This window comes from Methylophaga sp., assembly GCF_009711715.1.
Classification (GTDB): Bacteria; Pseudomonadota; Gammaproteobacteria; order Nitrosococcales; family Methylophagaceae; genus Methylophaga.
This window is the reverse complement of sequence record NZ_VENF01000005.1, coordinates 87,220-100,970: the sequence shown is the minus strand read 5'-3', so window position 1 is coordinate 100,970 and position 13,751 is coordinate 87,220. Positions and strand designations below refer to the sequence as shown.

Sequence of the window (13,751 nt, the reverse complement as noted above, 5' to 3'; positions counted from 1 at the left end):
CTTAAATCTCTTCGTCTGCGGCCAGTTCGCGGGCTTCTTCGGTCAGCATGACCGGAATATCATCACGGATAGGATAAGCAAGTCTGCAACCACGACAGACCAGTTCCTGACGGGCTTTGTTGTAATGGAGGCTGCTTTTGCAGGCGGGACAGGCCAGAATTTCCAGTAAGGCATTATCCATCAGTAGGGTCCTTTAGTTTGTTCACAATGGCTTGCGCCAGGCTGTCATCAATGCGGGCCGTCACCGGCAGATACCAGTGATGCGGATGGGCGAATGCCTGACATTTTACCGCATCCTTCTCGGTCATCAGTACCGGCAATTCATCGCCAAAGTCCAGGTCACCGGCGCTGAAATCATGGTGATCATCAAAAGCATGCGGATGCACAATGATCTCATGCTCACACAATAAGTCGAAGAAGCGTTGCGGATGCCCAATGCCGGCCACGGCATGCACTTCCTGCGCCTGAAAAGCTGAGAGTGGCAGTTGCTGCTCAGGATCGGTCAGTTTGATCCAGTGGCTGGCTTCCAGCTGCATCTGGTAACGCTGACTGGCCGCTTCACCGTTGTAGACCACAAAATTAACCGACTGCAGCCGTGATACCGGTTCCCGTAACGGGCCCGCCGGCAGGCACAGTTTATTGCCGAAACGGCGCTGGCTATCGACCAGACAGATTTCAATATCACGTTCGAGCGCGTAATGCTGCAGACCGTCATCTGAGATGATGACATCACATGCCTGTTGACTGAGCAGATGCACGGCAGCGCGGCTGCGATCGGGATCAACCACGACCGGGCAGCCACTGCGTCTGGCAATCAGTACCGGTTCGTCACCGGCTTCGGCGGTGGTCGTCTGCGCGGTGACATCCAGTGGATAATGCCTGGCCTTGCCACCATAGCCGCGGCTGATAATCCCGGGTTTGAAACCGGCCTGCTTGAGCTGGTCACATAGCCATAAAACAAAAGGGGTTTTACCGGTACCGCCGACACTGATATTGCCCACCACAATGACGGGCACCCGCATTTTGTGTCGGGTCAGCCAGCCACGCTGATAGGCTGTTCTGCGTGCTGCGACAATCAGCCGGTAAAGCAGGCTCAGTGGCAGTAGCAGCCAGCGCACCGGATGCAATCGGTACCAGCTGTTACTCAGCCATTGCATCGCGCTTACGCCTGCTCCTGAAATTGCAGACGGTGCAGTTCGGCGTAATGACTGCCTTTGGCCAGTAATTCGCTGTGGGTGCCGGTTTCCATAATTTCACCGTTATGCATCACCACAATCAGATCCGCTTTTTCAATCGTTGATAAGCGGTGGGCAATCACCAGCGTGGTTCGCTGCTGCATCAGGTGTTCCAGCGCCGCCTGAATATGTCTTTCTGCCTCGGTGTCCAGCGCTGACGTGGCTTCGTCCAGAATCAGAATCGGTGAATCGCGCAGCAGGGCGCGGGCAATCGCCAGTCGCTGACGCTGGCCACCGGAGAGTAACACGCCGTTTTCCCCAACCTGGGTCTGCAATCCTTCTGGCAGTCGCTGGATAAAGTCCCAGGCATGGGCGGATTTGGCGGCATCGATAATCGTCTGCTCACTGATTTCGCCCGGCAAACCATAGCGGATATTGTTGGCAATGCTGTCGTTGAACAGGACGACCTGCTGGTTGACCAGTGAAATCTGACGCCTTAAATCGGCGAGCTTAAGTTCATTGATGTCGATATCATCAATCAGAATCTGGCCGTCACGGACATTGTAAAAACGCGCCAGCAGGCTCACCAGCGTTGTTTTACCGCTGCCTGAATGACCCACAAAGGCAATAGTCTGGCCCGGTTTGGCAATGAAATTAATATGACTCAGCACGCGGCCTTTGTTTTCGTTGTAGCTGAAACTGACATCGCGGTATTCAATACGGCCCTCGGCGCGTTCCAGCCGACGCTGGCCGTCATCCACTTCCGGCCGTTCATCCAGCAGTTTAAAAATACTTTCGGCGGCGGCGATACCGGCCTGTAATTTGGCGTTGACCTTGGTCAGCCGTTTCATCGGCGTCAGCAGCATCATCATCGCGGTGATAAAGGAAATAAAGTCACCAACCGTGATCTTGTCCAGCATTTGCGGCAGGGTCGCGATATAGATAACCAGCGCCATGCCGACGGCGGCTATCAGTGCAGTCAGTGGCTGGCTGACCGCATCGGTGGCGATTTTCTTCATCTGCTGGCGGCGGTTGCCCTGATTGACCCTGTCAAAGCGTTTTGATTCATAGGCCTGGCCGCCGAAGGTTTTGACTTCACGGTGACCTTCGATGATTTCACCGGACACATGGCTGACATCGCCCATCGAATTCTGGATGTGCTTACTGATGCGGCGAAAGCGAATGCTGACGTAATAAACCAGCAGCGCGATAAACGGGACGGTGAAGAAAATCAACAGTGATAAAAAGCCGCTGAGATAGAACATCCAGATCAGCAGACCGATAATCGTCAGGCTGTCACGGATAATGGTCAGTACAGCATCGGTTGCGGCCGAGGCGACCTGTTCAACGTCATAAACCAGCTTCGACATCAGCTGGCCCGAGGTGCTGTGATCATAAAATGGAGCTGGTAATACCAGCAGCTTGTTGAACATCTGCTCGCGCAGCGTCTTGATCACATTGCGGGCAATCCAGCCCAGACCATAAGTGGTGAAGAAATCTGCCAGACCGCGCACCAGAAACAGGCCAATAATGGCCAGAGGAATTAACTGGATGATATCCGGGTCGCGTTCAACAAAGCCCTGATCCATCAGCGGCTTCATGACCATGGCGACACCGGTTTCGGTGCCGGCGTAAACGATCATGGCCAGCACCACCGCCACAAAGGCGCGCCAGTAGGGCTTGGCATAGCTCAGCAGACGCTTGTACAACTGTACAGCGCTGATTTCGACGTCGTTATCTGTCATTCGTTTTCAGTTCGGGTTTGTCGGGTTGCCAGGGTCAGTTTACTGAAGCCCATCTGCTGGGCAGTATCCATGGCGGTCACAATATGCTGGTACTGGGCATCGGCGTCGGCGCTGATAATGATATGTGGATCCTGATTATCGCCGGCCACGCTGCGTAAGACGGTTCGCAGGCTATCACGGCTGACCACAGTGAGCGCTTCACCATTAACCAGAAACTGTCCATCAGCCTGGATGACAATATCTATCGGCTGTTCCTGCTCTACCATTGCTTCGCCGGTCGCTTCGGGCAGGTCGACTTTCAGCGAACTCTCGCGGATAAAGCTGGTGGAGACCATAAAAAACAGCAACAGCAGAAAAACGACGTCGATCATCGGCGTCAGATTGACATCGGGCTCTTCAGATCGTTGTGGTGACAGATTCACGTCGGGTTTCCTCATCCACATCAAATTGACGTTCGCCATGCAGGATTTCAATCAGCTTCATCGCCTGTTCTTCCATACCGACGACCAGCTTGTTGATTTTGCCGCGATAATAGCGATAGAAAATCAGGCTGGGAATGGCAACAACCAGGCCCGCGGCGGTGGTGATCAGGGCCTCAGAAATCCCGCCGGCCAGCGTTTCCGGGTTGCCGACACCTTCAGCAGTAATCACCGCAAAGACTTTAATCATGCCGACGACGGTGCCAAGCAGACCGATTAGCGGTGAGATAGCGGCGATTGTGCCCAGCGTGTTGAGATTGCGTTCCATCGCGACGGTGACATGACGGCCGACATCCTGAATGCTCTCCTTGGTGATTTCGCGCGAGCTGTAGCGGTTAGTCAGGCCCGCTGCCAAAATTTGTCCCAACGGCGAGTTATTCTGTAAGGTTTTAATCCGTTGCTCGTCGACCTGATTGTATTGCAGCCATTGCCAGATTTGTGTGACCAGTTCGGCAGGTGCAATCCTCTTTGTCTGTAAACTCCAGAAGCGTTCGGCAATGATGGCAATCGAGATAACCGAACAGATAAACAGCGGTATCATCAACCAACCGCCTGCTTTAAACAGTTCCAGCATGATATTTCGTCTCTGTTGATCCAATGATGACAGCGCTCATCATACGTGAAAATGACAAGACTCAGTAGTTTGCTGTCCAGAGGCCTGCCGCGTTTTGTCGCCAGGTCGTGACGACTTGCTCATCGCGAAACAGTATGGCGCCGTGCTGATCGCTACGCAGAATAATGCTAGCCTCATTGAGATAGCGATCAACTACTTTTTGTTTGGGAAAGCCATAGCGGTTGCGATAACCGACCGGGAACAGGGCATAGCCTGGCTTGACGGTCTGAACAAAGCGGATGCCTGAAGAGGTGAGGCTACCATGATGCGGTACCACCAGTATGTCAGCCTTAAGCTGCCCACCGTATCGCGCCAGTAGCTGCCGTTCACTTTCGCGCTCGATATCACCGGGTAACAGCAATGTCATATTGTCCGCTGTCACTTTTAGCACACAGGAGCGGTTATTATCACTACCAGGCTGATCCGCCAGTGGCAGCAATACTTCAAACAACACCTCATCCCAACGCCATTGCTGGCCGGCTTCACAGGGACGGGCGCCGGGCAGCGTTGCTACATCACTGCTGATTAACTTTGTTACCGGCAGATGCTGCTTGAGTCCGTTCACTCCGCCGATATGATCATTATCGCCGTGACTGATCAGAAGCCGATCTATCTTCTCAATGCCGCGACTCTGTAGATAGGGGACAACGACCGCGCTACCGGTGTCAAAACGTTCGCTGTATCGCGGTCCGGTATCAAATACCAGCGTGTGGGAATGGGTCTCGACAACTGCGGCGAGGCCCTGACCGACATCCAGCAGCGTGAAATAGATCTGGCCTGCCGGCGGCCGGGCAGGGGAATAGCTTATCAGCGCCAGGATGGCCAGCAAGCCCAGCCACCGGGCAGGCATGGCGCGTGGTAATAACAGCAAGACAGTCAGTAATCCGATAAGCGCGGTTAGCCACCAGGGCATTGCCGGTAACTGCCAGTCAGCAAGCGGCAGGGAAGCCAGCCAGTTCAACATCCGCCAGAGCCAGCCGAGCAAATAATCTGCCACGGACAGGGCCAGATGACTGATGGGATCACTGATCACTAACAGCAACATACCGGCGAGAATCAGCGGTACTACCAGTAAGCTGACCAGTGGCACGGCAATGAGATTGGCGAGAGGTGAAATTAACGATATCTGGCCGAAGAAAATAATCAGCAGCGGCATCAGTCCCAATGCCAGCCAGAGATGAATCCAGACCCAGTTGCCGCGTTTCGCCGGAAAGCGGGCACTACAGGTCAGCAGGATCAACGCCACGGCCGAGAAGGACAGCCAGAATCCGGCGCTGAGTACTGAAAACGGATCGAACAGCAGGACCAGTAACAGGCTGAGCGCGAGGATGTGGCCGGGATAGAGCGGCCTTTTCAGCAGCAGCGCCAGCATCACCGTGCTGACCATAATCAGAGCACGCTGGGTGGGGATGGCCATCCCTGCCAGTAGTGCATAGAACAGGGCGAAGCTGAAGCCGCCCAATGCGCCTGCCTGGCGTGCCGGTAACAGGCTGAGGGCAGTTAGTGAGAGGCTCCAGCTCCAGCGGAACAGAAAAAAGCCCAGCGCCGCGGCAAGACCGATATGCAGTCCGGAAATAGCCACTAAATGGCTGGTGCCGGTTTCGCGTAATACCCGCCAGTGTTCGGTATTAAGCAGGTCACGCTGTCCGACCGAAAGCCCCAGAATAGAAGGCAGCTGCTGGCTGTCTTTGAGTAAAGCGGTCAGCTTATGCTGGATTTGCAGCCGAAGTTTATCCAGCTGCCAGTCTGACGCCGGTGCCAGTCGCCGGTTATCCGGATGTTTACGGACATAGCCAGTGGCACCGATGCCTTCGGTGAATAACAATTTTTCATAATCGAAGCCACCCGGATTTTTCATGCCTGCCGGTGGTTTTAGCCGGACCCGAAGTTGCCAGTGTTCGCCCGGTGCCGGCAGTTTTGATTCAGGGTAATACCAGCTCAGGCGCAATAAGGGAGGGAAATCCGGGTGTTGAGACCGGAAGTTGAAGCGTAAAACCTGGTCATGCTGTTCAGGAATAGAAGCAATAACACCACTGAGCAGGCTATCCTGGCTGGCCTTATGTTCCGGCAGACGCTGATCGATTCTGAGCTGCGCTTGAAATCCGGCCCATAACAAGCCGACAATGAAAGCACTGAGCACGGTTTGTCTGAACCGGAAGGTGAAGGGCAAAGCCACTGCCAGCAGCCATCCATAGCGGGGCAGTTCACTGAGGTTCAGACACAGTGCGCAGCCCAGCAAAAACGCGATGGCGGTTTTAACCATATATCCCTATAATGACGCCGACTTTGCACGACTGAGACACGATGCCTCGTAAATTCCTAAAACGCATCATGCCAGATCACGAAACGATGCGCGAACATCCCCACCTGCGCAAGTTTGGTCAACGGCTGACTGAGCCTAGGCTCTGGCACCTGAACCGACGTTCGGTGGCGGGGGGCATGGCGCTGGGTTTGTTTGTGGGTTTTATGCCGGTGCTGGGTCAGATGTTTATAGCGGCCGCGCTCGCTATCTGGCTGCGGGTCAACCTGCCGATTGCCTCAATGGCGGTGTGGGTTACGAATCCATTCACCTTCGCCCCTATTTTCTTTTATGCCTACAAATTGGGCGCCTGGATTCTGGAGGTGCCTGTGGGGCAGTATGCCTTCACCCCCAGCTGGGAATGGTTCAGCTACGAATTTCTGAAGATATGGCAGCCCTTGCTGCTGGGCTGCACAATCATGGGCCTGCTGGCCGCTCTTGCCGGTGTGCTGTTTGTCCGCATTGGATGGCGGCTGGTAGTGATTCGCAGCTGGAGCAAACGCCCCCACAAACATAATTCCCGCTCAGGCGTCTGACTGCAGCACGCCGTCCATTAAGGTCATGGTGCGGTCCATTTTGCCGGCCAGTTCGGTATCGTGAGTTACAATCACCAGCGCCGTCCCCAAATCACGATTCAGTGTCAGCAATAAATCAAAAATGGATTGCGCGGTGCGATGATCGAGATTACCGGTCGGCTCATCAGCCAGCAGACAGGCGGGTTCGGTAATCAGCGCCCGGGCCAGTGCGGCGCGTTGTCTTTCCCCCCCTGACAATTCACCCGGTTTATGTGCCAGACGATGGCCCAGGCCGACCGTTTCCAGCAACTCGCGGGCTTGGCGCTGCGCCGGTTTCGGTGCCAGACCGCCGATGACCAGTGGCATTGCCACATTTTCTACCGCAGTGAACTCGGGCAACAGGTGATGAAACTGGTAAACAAAGCCCAGTTGCTGATTACGCAGACGGCTGGCTGCTTTATTACTCAGTGCGTGAATATCCTGGCCGCTGACCAGTACCTGTCCCTGGGTCGGGCTCTCAAGTCCACCCAGAATATGCAGCAGAGTGCTTTTGCCGGAGCCGGAGCTGCCGACAATCGCCAGTCGATCACCTTTGTTGACCTCAATATTGATATTTTCCAGCACATGGGTCTCAAGGCCGCCATCGGTAAAGGATTTAGCCAGCTTGCTGGCCGATAAAACGGAATCAGTCATAACGAAGCGCCTCGGCCGGTTTTACCTGGGCAGCGCGCCAGGAAGGGTAAAGCGTGGAGAGAATGGATAATACAAAGGCGGTGATCGCGATCACGCTGACATCGTTGTATTGCAGATCAGACGGCAGGCTGCTGATGTAATAAACATCGGCCGGCAGGAACTGGTAGCCAATCAGATTTTCCAGTTTGGCGATCAGCGTCTCGATATTCAGCGCCAGCAAAATGCCGCCGATAACCCCCAAGGCAGTTCCGATAAGTCCGATAAGTGTGCCCTGAACCATAAAGATGCCCATGACCTTGCCCGGTGTCATGCCCAGTGTTCTCAGGATGGCGATATCAGCGTGTTTATCGGTGACCATCATCACCAGGGTGGAGACGATATTAAAGGCCGCCACTGCGACAATCAGCATCAGGATCACAAACATCACCGTTTTTTCCGTCTTCAGTGCACGAAAGAAGTTGGCATGCTGGTAAGTCCAGTCGGCACCGCGGTAATGGGTGGGCACATCCTGCATGACTTCACGCAGCAGTTGCGGTGCCCGGAATACATCGTCAAATTCGAGACGCAGACCGGTCACGCCCTGATTGGGAATCTTGAACAGCTTGGCGGCATCGCGGATATTCATCACCGCCAGCGAGCTGTCGTATTCATACATGCCAATCTCAAAAATACCGACCACGGTCAGCCGTTTGAGACGGGGTATGACGCCAGCCGGGGTCGGGCTGACATGCGGGGTGATCATGGTGATCTTGTCGCCGGTGACGACGCCCATCGCCATGGCCAGATCCTTGCCCAGCAAAATCCCGAAGCTGCCATCTTCCAGTGCTTCCAGCTTGCCCTGAACGACCTTTTCACCGATGCTGGAAACGGTTTGTTCCAGCTCGACATCAATGCCGCGCACTAGTGTGCCGCGGACCCGGTTGCCCTGACTGAGCATGGCCTGGCCTTCAACAAACGGCGCTGAATCGACCAGTTCAGGGTGGTCTTTGATGCGATCCTGAAGACTCTGCCAGTCATCGAGGGTGCCATCAGCACCGGTAATGAAGGCATGCGAGGTCATGCCCAGAATGCGTTCCTTCAGTTCCTTCTCGAAGCCGTTCATAACCGACAATACGGTGATCAATGCCGCGACCCCCAGTGCCACCCCGAGCATTGAGGTCAAAGAGATAAAGGAAATGAAATGATTGCGGCGTTTAGCGCGGGTGTAGCGCATGCCGATATAGAGGCTGAGCGGTCTGAACATAGAGGCGCCAACTTGTAGAGGAAACGGGGCCGGCCGCAGCTATGCGGGCCGGCCTCAGGTTATCAGGATTTTGCGTGAACGGTTTTGGTGCCGTCTTCGGTGCCGACCAGCAATACATCTGCCGGGCGCATCGCAAACAGACCGTTAGTCACCACACCAACGATATCGTTCAGGGTTTTTTCCAGTTTAATCGGCTCCATGATGTCGAGGCCGTGTACGTCGAGAATGACATTGCCGTTATCGGTGATAAAACCTTCACGGTAAACCGGCTGGCCGCCCAGTTTGACGATTTCGCGGGCGACGTAGCTGCGCGCCATCGGAATCACTTCCACCGGCAGCGGGAACTTACCCAGCACATCAACCTGTTTGCTGGCATCAACGATGCAGACGAACTGCTGGCTGGCCGCGGCAATGATTTTTTCACGGGTCAGTGCGCCGCCGCCACCTTTGACCAGTTCCAGGTAGGCATTGGCTTCGTCGGCACCATCGACATAGACTTCAACCTCATTGCATTCATTCAGATCATAGACCTTGATACCGTTGGCTTTGAGTTTCTGAGTGGAAGCTTCTGAGCTGGACACCGCGCCTTCAATACGACCTTTGATAGTGGCGAGGGCATCAATAAAGTGATTGACGGTAGAGCCGGTACCGACACCGACGATGCCGTCGCCCTTGATGTATTCCAGGGCTGCCCAGGCAGCCTGCTTTTTCATTTCATCAGCATTCATATGTGCTTCCTCTTGAATTCAGATTGCTTAAAAAATTATCCCGGCAATTATAGAGATAAATCAGTGTCAATGGTAACGTAAGCGGTCACGAGCCGTCTTTGTCGGCTTCACGGATTTTCTTAACTGACTGAATTTGGATGGCAATGCTCACTGCATATGTAGAAAAGATCCTCAAAGCCCGGGTTTACGATGTGGCCCAGGAGACACCACTGGACATCATGCCCAGGCTGTCACAACGGCTGCAGAACACCATTCTGCTCAAGCGCGAGGATTTGCAGCCTGTTTTTTCATTCAAACTGCGCGGTGCCTATAACCGTATGAGTCAGTTGAGCGATGAGGAAAAAGCCCGCGGTGTGGTTTGCGCTTCTGCTGGTAATCATGCCCAGGGCGTTGCGCTGGCGGCACAGAAAATGGGTATTTCAGCCGTGATCGTTATGCCCAAAACCACGCCGCCGATCAAGGTCGAGGCGGTGCGCACGCTGGGGGCGGAGATTACGCTGCATGGTAACAGCTACGATGATGCCGGCGCCTATGCGCATGATGTCGCTGATAAGCAGGGCCGTACTTATATTCATCCTTATGACGATCCGGAAGTCATTGCCGGTCAGGGCACTATCGCGATGGAAATCATTCGTCAGCATCCCGATCCATTGCACGCGATTTTTGTTCCGGTCGGTGGCGGTGGTCTGATCTCGGGTATCGCCGCCTATATCAAAGCTTTCTGGCCTGAAATTAAAATCATCGCCGTGGAACCGGCGGATGCGGCCAGTCTGAAAGCTGCACTGGAGGCGGATGAACGGGTCAAGCTGGATCAGGTCGGATTGTTTGCCGACGGCACTGCGGTCCGGCAAATCGGTGTCGAACCTTTCCGTATCTGCCGTGAGACGGTTGATGAAGTGATCACGGTCGACAGCGATGAACTGTGCGCCGCCATCATGGATATCTTTGAAGATACCCGTTCGATCGCCGAGCCTTCCGGCGCGCTGGCTGTGGCGGGGGTGAAAAAATACCTGGCGCAGAATCCGATGCAAAACCAGCATATGGTCGTGATCGATAGCGGCGCCAATATCAACTTTGACCGTTTGCGCCATGTTGCCGAACGGGCCGAAATTGGTGAACGCCGGGAAGTGCTGTTTGCAACCAAGATTGATGAGCAGCCGGGCAGCTTCCAGAAATTCTGTAAAACGCTGGGGGATCGGGGTATTACCGAGTTCAATTACCGCTATGCCGATGACCGTCAGGCACAGGTGTTTGTGGGCGTGCGCATTAACGGTAAGGATGAAGAGCGCCAGCAGCTGTTCGATTTGCTGGATAAAGGCGGTTATGAATGGGTCGACTTTACCGATAACGAAATGGCCAAGCTGCACATCCGCTACATGGTGGGCGGTCACGCTCCACAGGTCACCGATGAGCGACTTATCCGCTTTGAGTTTCCGGAGCGTCCCGGTGCCTTGCTAAGGTTCCTGACCCGTATCGGCAAACGCTGGAATATCAGTTTGTTCCATTACCGCAATCATGGCGCAGCTTATGGCCGCGTGCTGGCCGGAATTCAGGTGCCAGCCGATTATCAGAAAGACTTTCAGACTTTCCTGGATACGCTGGGTTACAGCTATTGGGAAGAAACTGATAACCCCGCCTATCCGCTGTTTCTTAAATAAGAAAAAGGCCTGCTTGAGCAGGCCTTTTTATTGATTGCTGATCGTTATTACTGCAGATTCAGCTGCACGCTGCCTCTGACGGTCAGTGTGATATCGTTCTTGCCACCGGCCAAGGCTGCCGGGGCGCTTTTGCTCATACTGTCAGAGGCCATCATCGTGGCCCGTTCCATCATTGGCCGTGGCGTGAAGTCATTACCATCAATCGACAGGTTAACCAGTTCGTAACCGGAGCGATCGAATTCGCCGGCAACCAGTTTGGCCTTGGCTCTGAATTTGGCGATGGCTTCTTTCAGTAATGTCTGCTTGATAGTCTCAGCTTTACTGTCGGAGACCTGGAAATGCATTGACTGAATATTAGCCATGGAGCTGATATCAGCAATCAACCGGCTCATCTGGTCAAAATTGCCGGTTTCCAGCGTCAACTGCTGAGACACCTGCCAGGAAGTAATTTTACCGTCGTCATAGACGGGCCGGGTGTTGTAGCTTGAGGTCTCGGCCTCAATCGCTTTGAAATTTTTTACCGCATCCAGTACCAGTGCGGTTTTCTGGTTGACCAGATCAGTCAGCTTGGCCGGATCCCGGCCGTTTTCGATCACCTCAAGCCGCGTCACCAGTTCGTCGTTTTCCACTGCTCGGCTGGCGCTGGCATCCAGGTTAATAATACCCAGCTGAACGGCATCATCGGCCAGAGCAAGCGGAGACAGCAGCATCAGGGGGATCAGGGCAAAAATGGGTTTCATAAGCTATCCTTGTGAATTGGCTTCCGGGACTCAAGAGTATCTCAACTTCGCGGTATTTTCATATATCATGCTAGCAGTGAAGCTGTTTCAGGACTGTGACTTTGACAGCAGTTCAGCGGTCCGGCAGCCAGACCCGTTTCATTCTTAAAATAAGCAGTAACAGAGGAAATTCATGAAAGCAGAACAAAAGATCCTGCCGGATTCGGCCAGTCTGATTAACGCCGCCGCAGAACATTTTGTCGCCACCGCGCGGGCGGCTATCGCCAAGCGCGGTGTTTTTTATGTCGCTTTGGCCGGCGGTTCAACGCCGAAAGGCCTCTACCAGAAGCTGGCCACATCGCCGTTTATTGAGCAGATTGACTGGTCACGGGTGCATTTGTTTTTTGGAGATGAACGCTGCGTGCCGCCAACGCATGATGACAGCAACTTCAAAATGGCTCGTCAGGCGATGATTGATCTGGTGCCGATCCCGGCTGAGAACGTGCATCGTATGCCCACGGAAAGTAATGAACCCGCCGATGTCGCCGTGCGCTACGCAGAGACGATGCGGGAAGTGATGAATGGTGCGCCGTTTGATCTGCTGCTGCTGGGACTGGGGCCGGATGGACATATCGCCTCACTGTTCCCGGAAACGCCGGCGCTGGATGTCACTGAAACCCTGACCACCAGCCTCTATGTCGAGAAATTTGATTCCTGGCGGGTGACCATGACCTATCCGGTGATTAATGCTGCCCGTCAGGTGATTGTGTTTATCGCCGGTGAAGCCAAAGCCGAGATCGTCAGAGACATCACTACCGATGCGGTCAAAGGCTTGCCGGTGCAGCGTCTCGCTCCGCAAAATGACTATTACTGGTTTATGGATAAAGCCGCCGCCGGGCAATAAGAATGGCCTATCTGCTCGCAGCCGATATTGGTGGTACCAAGACACTGTTGCAGCTCAGCACGGCTGCGGGCGAGGTGATTCTGGCCGAACGTTATCACAGCCCTGATTATCCTGACTTTGAACAGATGCTGTCGGCGTTTTTAAGGCCAATTAACGATCGTCATGAGATTACCGCCTGTTTTGCTGTAGCAGGGCCGGTGCAGGGGACGTCGGCGCGGGTCACCAATCTGCCCTGGCAGCTTAACAGTCTGGAGATCAAGGCCCGCTTTGATTTGAAGCAGGTGATTCTCTGTAATGACTTTGAAGCAGTAGGTCAGGGTATTGAAAGTCTGACTGAAGTTGAGCTGATGGTGTTACAGGCAGGTCAAGAACGAAGCGGTCCGCGAGCCGTCATCGGAGCCGGTACGGGCCTGGGTCAGGCCTATCTGATTGCCGGTCAAAATGGCTGGCAGGTTTATCCTACTGAGGGCGGCCATGTTGATTTTGCACCGGTCGACCGGACACAGCTGAGGCTGTTTGAACATTTACTGGAACGTTTCGGTCATGTGTCCTACGAGCGTGTTTTATCAGGCCAAGGGCTTGTCACCATCTATAATTTCCTGCGTGATTACCGCCAGTTGGATGAAAACCCGGAATGCCGACTCGCCATGGTCAATGATGACGGCGCCAATGCCATCAGTGTGTTTGCCCGCCAGGGTGATCCGCTGGCCAGAGAGGCAATGATGATGTTCTTCGATATTTACGGCGCACAGGCCGGTAATCTGGCGCTGACAGTGATGCCCGGCGGCGGTTTGTATATCGCCGGCGGTATTGCAGCCAAGAACCTCGAGTTGCTGGAACAGTCTAACTTTATTAATGCCTTCAACAGTAAAGGACGCATGCAGGATTTGATGCAGGCCATCCCGGTAAAACTTATTATGCAACCGGAAGTCGGGCTGAACGGGGCCCGCTTACTGGCCGCCAAAGCCATGTATAATTAA

General features: G+C 54.2%; 14 protein-coding genes. 4 read left to right on the top strand and 10 right to left on the bottom strand.

All coding sequences use genetic code 11. The features are described from left to right. Window position 1: 1 nt before the first annotated feature. The 6 genes from FH755_RS04750 to FH755_RS04725 form a co-directional block, all read right to left on the bottom strand. Window positions 2-181: a Trm112 family protein gene (locus FH755_RS04750; protein WP_292439156.1), complete on the bottom strand. Its 180-nt coding sequence runs from the start codon at window positions 179-181 to the stop codon at window positions 2-4. Continuing rightward, window positions 174-1,157 carry a tetraacyldisaccharide 4'-kinase gene (lpxK, locus tag FH755_RS04745; RefSeq protein WP_292439154.1) on the bottom strand — a complete coding sequence of 328 codons (984 nt, stop codon included), beginning with the start codon at window positions 1,155-1,157 and terminating at the stop codon, window positions 174-176. Before lpxK ends, FH755_RS04750 begins: the two co-directional genes overlap by 8 nt. Before the next feature lie 5 nt (window positions 1,158-1,162). Then, entirely contained in the window at window positions 1,163-2,920 is a 1,758-nt protein-coding gene (gene msbA, locus FH755_RS04740; protein WP_292439152.1) for a lipid A export permease/ATP-binding protein MsbA, read from the bottom strand. Continuing rightward, complete coding sequence (locus FH755_RS04735; protein ID WP_292439150.1) at window positions 2,917-3,342, bottom strand: biopolymer transporter ExbD; 426 nt, start codon at window positions 3,340-3,342, stop codon at window positions 2,917-2,919. The genes msbA and FH755_RS04735 overlap by 4 nt, the downstream gene beginning before the upstream one ends. After that, complete coding sequence (locus FH755_RS04730; protein ID WP_292439148.1) at window positions 3,317-3,973, bottom strand: MotA/TolQ/ExbB proton channel family protein; 657 nt, start codon at window positions 3,971-3,973, stop codon at window positions 3,317-3,319. Before FH755_RS04730 ends, FH755_RS04735 begins: the two co-directional genes overlap by 26 nt. 61 nt (window positions 3,974-4,034) lie before the next feature. Further along, complete coding sequence (locus FH755_RS04725; RefSeq protein ID WP_292439146.1) at window positions 4,035-6,275, bottom strand: DNA internalization-related competence protein ComEC/Rec2; 2,241 nt, start codon at window positions 6,273-6,275, stop codon at window positions 4,035-4,037. A 41-nt stretch (window positions 6,276-6,316) separates the two neighbouring features. On the opposite strand from FH755_RS04725, the gene FH755_RS04720 reads away from it, so the two are divergent. Then, entirely contained in the window at window positions 6,317-6,847 is a 531-nt protein-coding gene (locus FH755_RS04720) for a DUF2062 domain-containing protein (RefSeq protein WP_292439144.1), read from the top strand. On the opposite strand, the gene lolD is transcribed toward FH755_RS04720, so the two are convergent. The 3 genes from lolD to rpiA all read right to left on the bottom strand — a co-directional run bounded on the left by lolD (window position 6,836) and on the right by rpiA (window position 9,490). Beyond that, a complete protein-coding gene (gene lolD, locus FH755_RS04715) occupies window positions 6,836-7,519 on the bottom strand; it encodes a lipoprotein-releasing ABC transporter ATP-binding protein LolD (protein WP_292439142.1) in 684 nt (227 codons plus the stop codon). The genes FH755_RS04720 and lolD overlap by 12 nt on opposite strands. Further along, window positions 7,512-8,762 carry a lipoprotein-releasing ABC transporter permease subunit gene (locus FH755_RS04710; RefSeq protein ID WP_292439140.1) on the bottom strand — a complete coding sequence of 417 codons (1,251 nt, stop codon included), beginning with the start codon at window positions 8,760-8,762 and terminating at the stop codon, window positions 7,512-7,514. The genes lolD and FH755_RS04710 overlap by 8 nt, the downstream gene beginning before the upstream one ends. Window positions 8,763-8,824: 62 nt before the next feature. Further along, window positions 8,825-9,490: a ribose-5-phosphate isomerase RpiA gene (rpiA, locus tag FH755_RS04705; protein ID WP_292439138.1), complete on the bottom strand. Its 666-nt coding sequence runs from the start codon at window positions 9,488-9,490 to the stop codon at window positions 8,825-8,827. 143 nt (window positions 9,491-9,633) lie between these two features. Between rpiA and ilvA the strand changes: the two genes are divergently transcribed. Next, entirely contained in the window at window positions 9,634-11,148 is a 1,515-nt protein-coding gene (gene ilvA, locus FH755_RS04700; protein WP_292439135.1) for a threonine ammonia-lyase, biosynthetic, read from the top strand. 47 nt (window positions 11,149-11,195) lie between these two features. Here the strand turns inward: ilvA and FH755_RS04695 are convergent, their stop codons facing one another. Beyond that, the gene (locus tag FH755_RS04695; protein ID WP_292439133.1) at window positions 11,196-11,888 is read right to left on the bottom strand and encodes an SIMPL domain-containing protein; all 693 of its coding nucleotides are present in this window, start codon (window positions 11,886-11,888) and stop codon (window positions 11,196-11,198) included. A 172-nt stretch (window positions 11,889-12,060) separates the two neighbouring features. Between FH755_RS04695 and pgl the strand changes: the two genes are divergently transcribed. Continuing rightward, window positions 12,061-12,771, top strand: coding sequence for a 6-phosphogluconolactonase (gene pgl, locus FH755_RS04690; RefSeq protein ID WP_292439131.1), 711 nt, complete (start codon window positions 12,061-12,063; stop codon window positions 12,769-12,771). 2 nt (window positions 12,772-12,773) lie between these two features. Further along, on the top strand, window positions 12,774-13,751 hold the full coding sequence (locus tag FH755_RS04685; protein ID WP_292439129.1) for a glucokinase: 978 nt from the start codon (window positions 12,774-12,776) through the stop codon (window positions 13,749-13,751).

Bases quoted from the DNA above. Each gene is read 5' to 3' on its own strand.
- FH755_RS04730 (WP_292439148.1), bottom strand. From the start codon at position 3,973: ATGCTGGAACTGTTTAAAGCAGGCGGTTGGTTGATGATACCGCTGTTT.
- rpiA (WP_292439138.1), bottom strand. From the start codon at position 9,490: ATGAATGCTGATGAAATGAAAAAGCAGGCTGCCTGGGCAGCCCTGGAA.
- lpxK (WP_292439154.1), bottom strand. From the start codon at position 1,157: ATGCAATGGCTGAGTAACAGCTGGTACCGATTGCATCCGGTGCGCTGG.
- FH755_RS04695 (WP_292439133.1), bottom strand. From the start codon at position 11,888: ATGAAACCCATTTTTGCCCTGATCCCCCTGATGCTGCTGTCTCCGCTT.
- pgl (WP_292439131.1), top strand. From the start codon at position 12,061: ATGAAAGCAGAACAAAAGATCCTGCCGGATTCGGCCAGTCTGATTAAC.
- lolD (WP_292439142.1), bottom strand. From the start codon at position 7,519: ATGACTGATTCCGTTTTATCGGCCAGCAAGCTGGCTAAATCCTTTACC.
- FH755_RS04750 (WP_292439156.1), bottom strand. From the start codon at position 181: ATGGATAATGCCTTACTGGAAATTCTGGCCTGTCCCGCCTGCAAAAGC.
- FH755_RS04720 (WP_292439144.1), top strand. From the start codon at position 6,317: ATGCCTCGTAAATTCCTAAAACGCATCATGCCAGATCACGAAACGATG.
- ilvA (WP_292439135.1), top strand. From the start codon at position 9,634: ATGCTCACTGCATATGTAGAAAAGATCCTCAAAGCCCGGGTTTACGAT.
- FH755_RS04710 (WP_292439140.1), bottom strand. From the start codon at position 8,762: ATGTTCAGACCGCTCAGCCTCTATATCGGCATGCGCTACACCCGCGCT.
- msbA (WP_292439152.1), bottom strand. From the start codon at position 2,920: ATGACAGATAACGACGTCGAAATCAGCGCTGTACAGTTGTACAAGCGT.
- FH755_RS04685 (WP_292439129.1), top strand. From the start codon at position 12,774: ATGGCCTATCTGCTCGCAGCCGATATTGGTGGTACCAAGACACTGTTG.
- FH755_RS04725 (WP_292439146.1), bottom strand. From the start codon at position 6,275: ATGGTTAAAACCGCCATCGCGTTTTTGCTGGGCTGCGCACTGTGTCTG.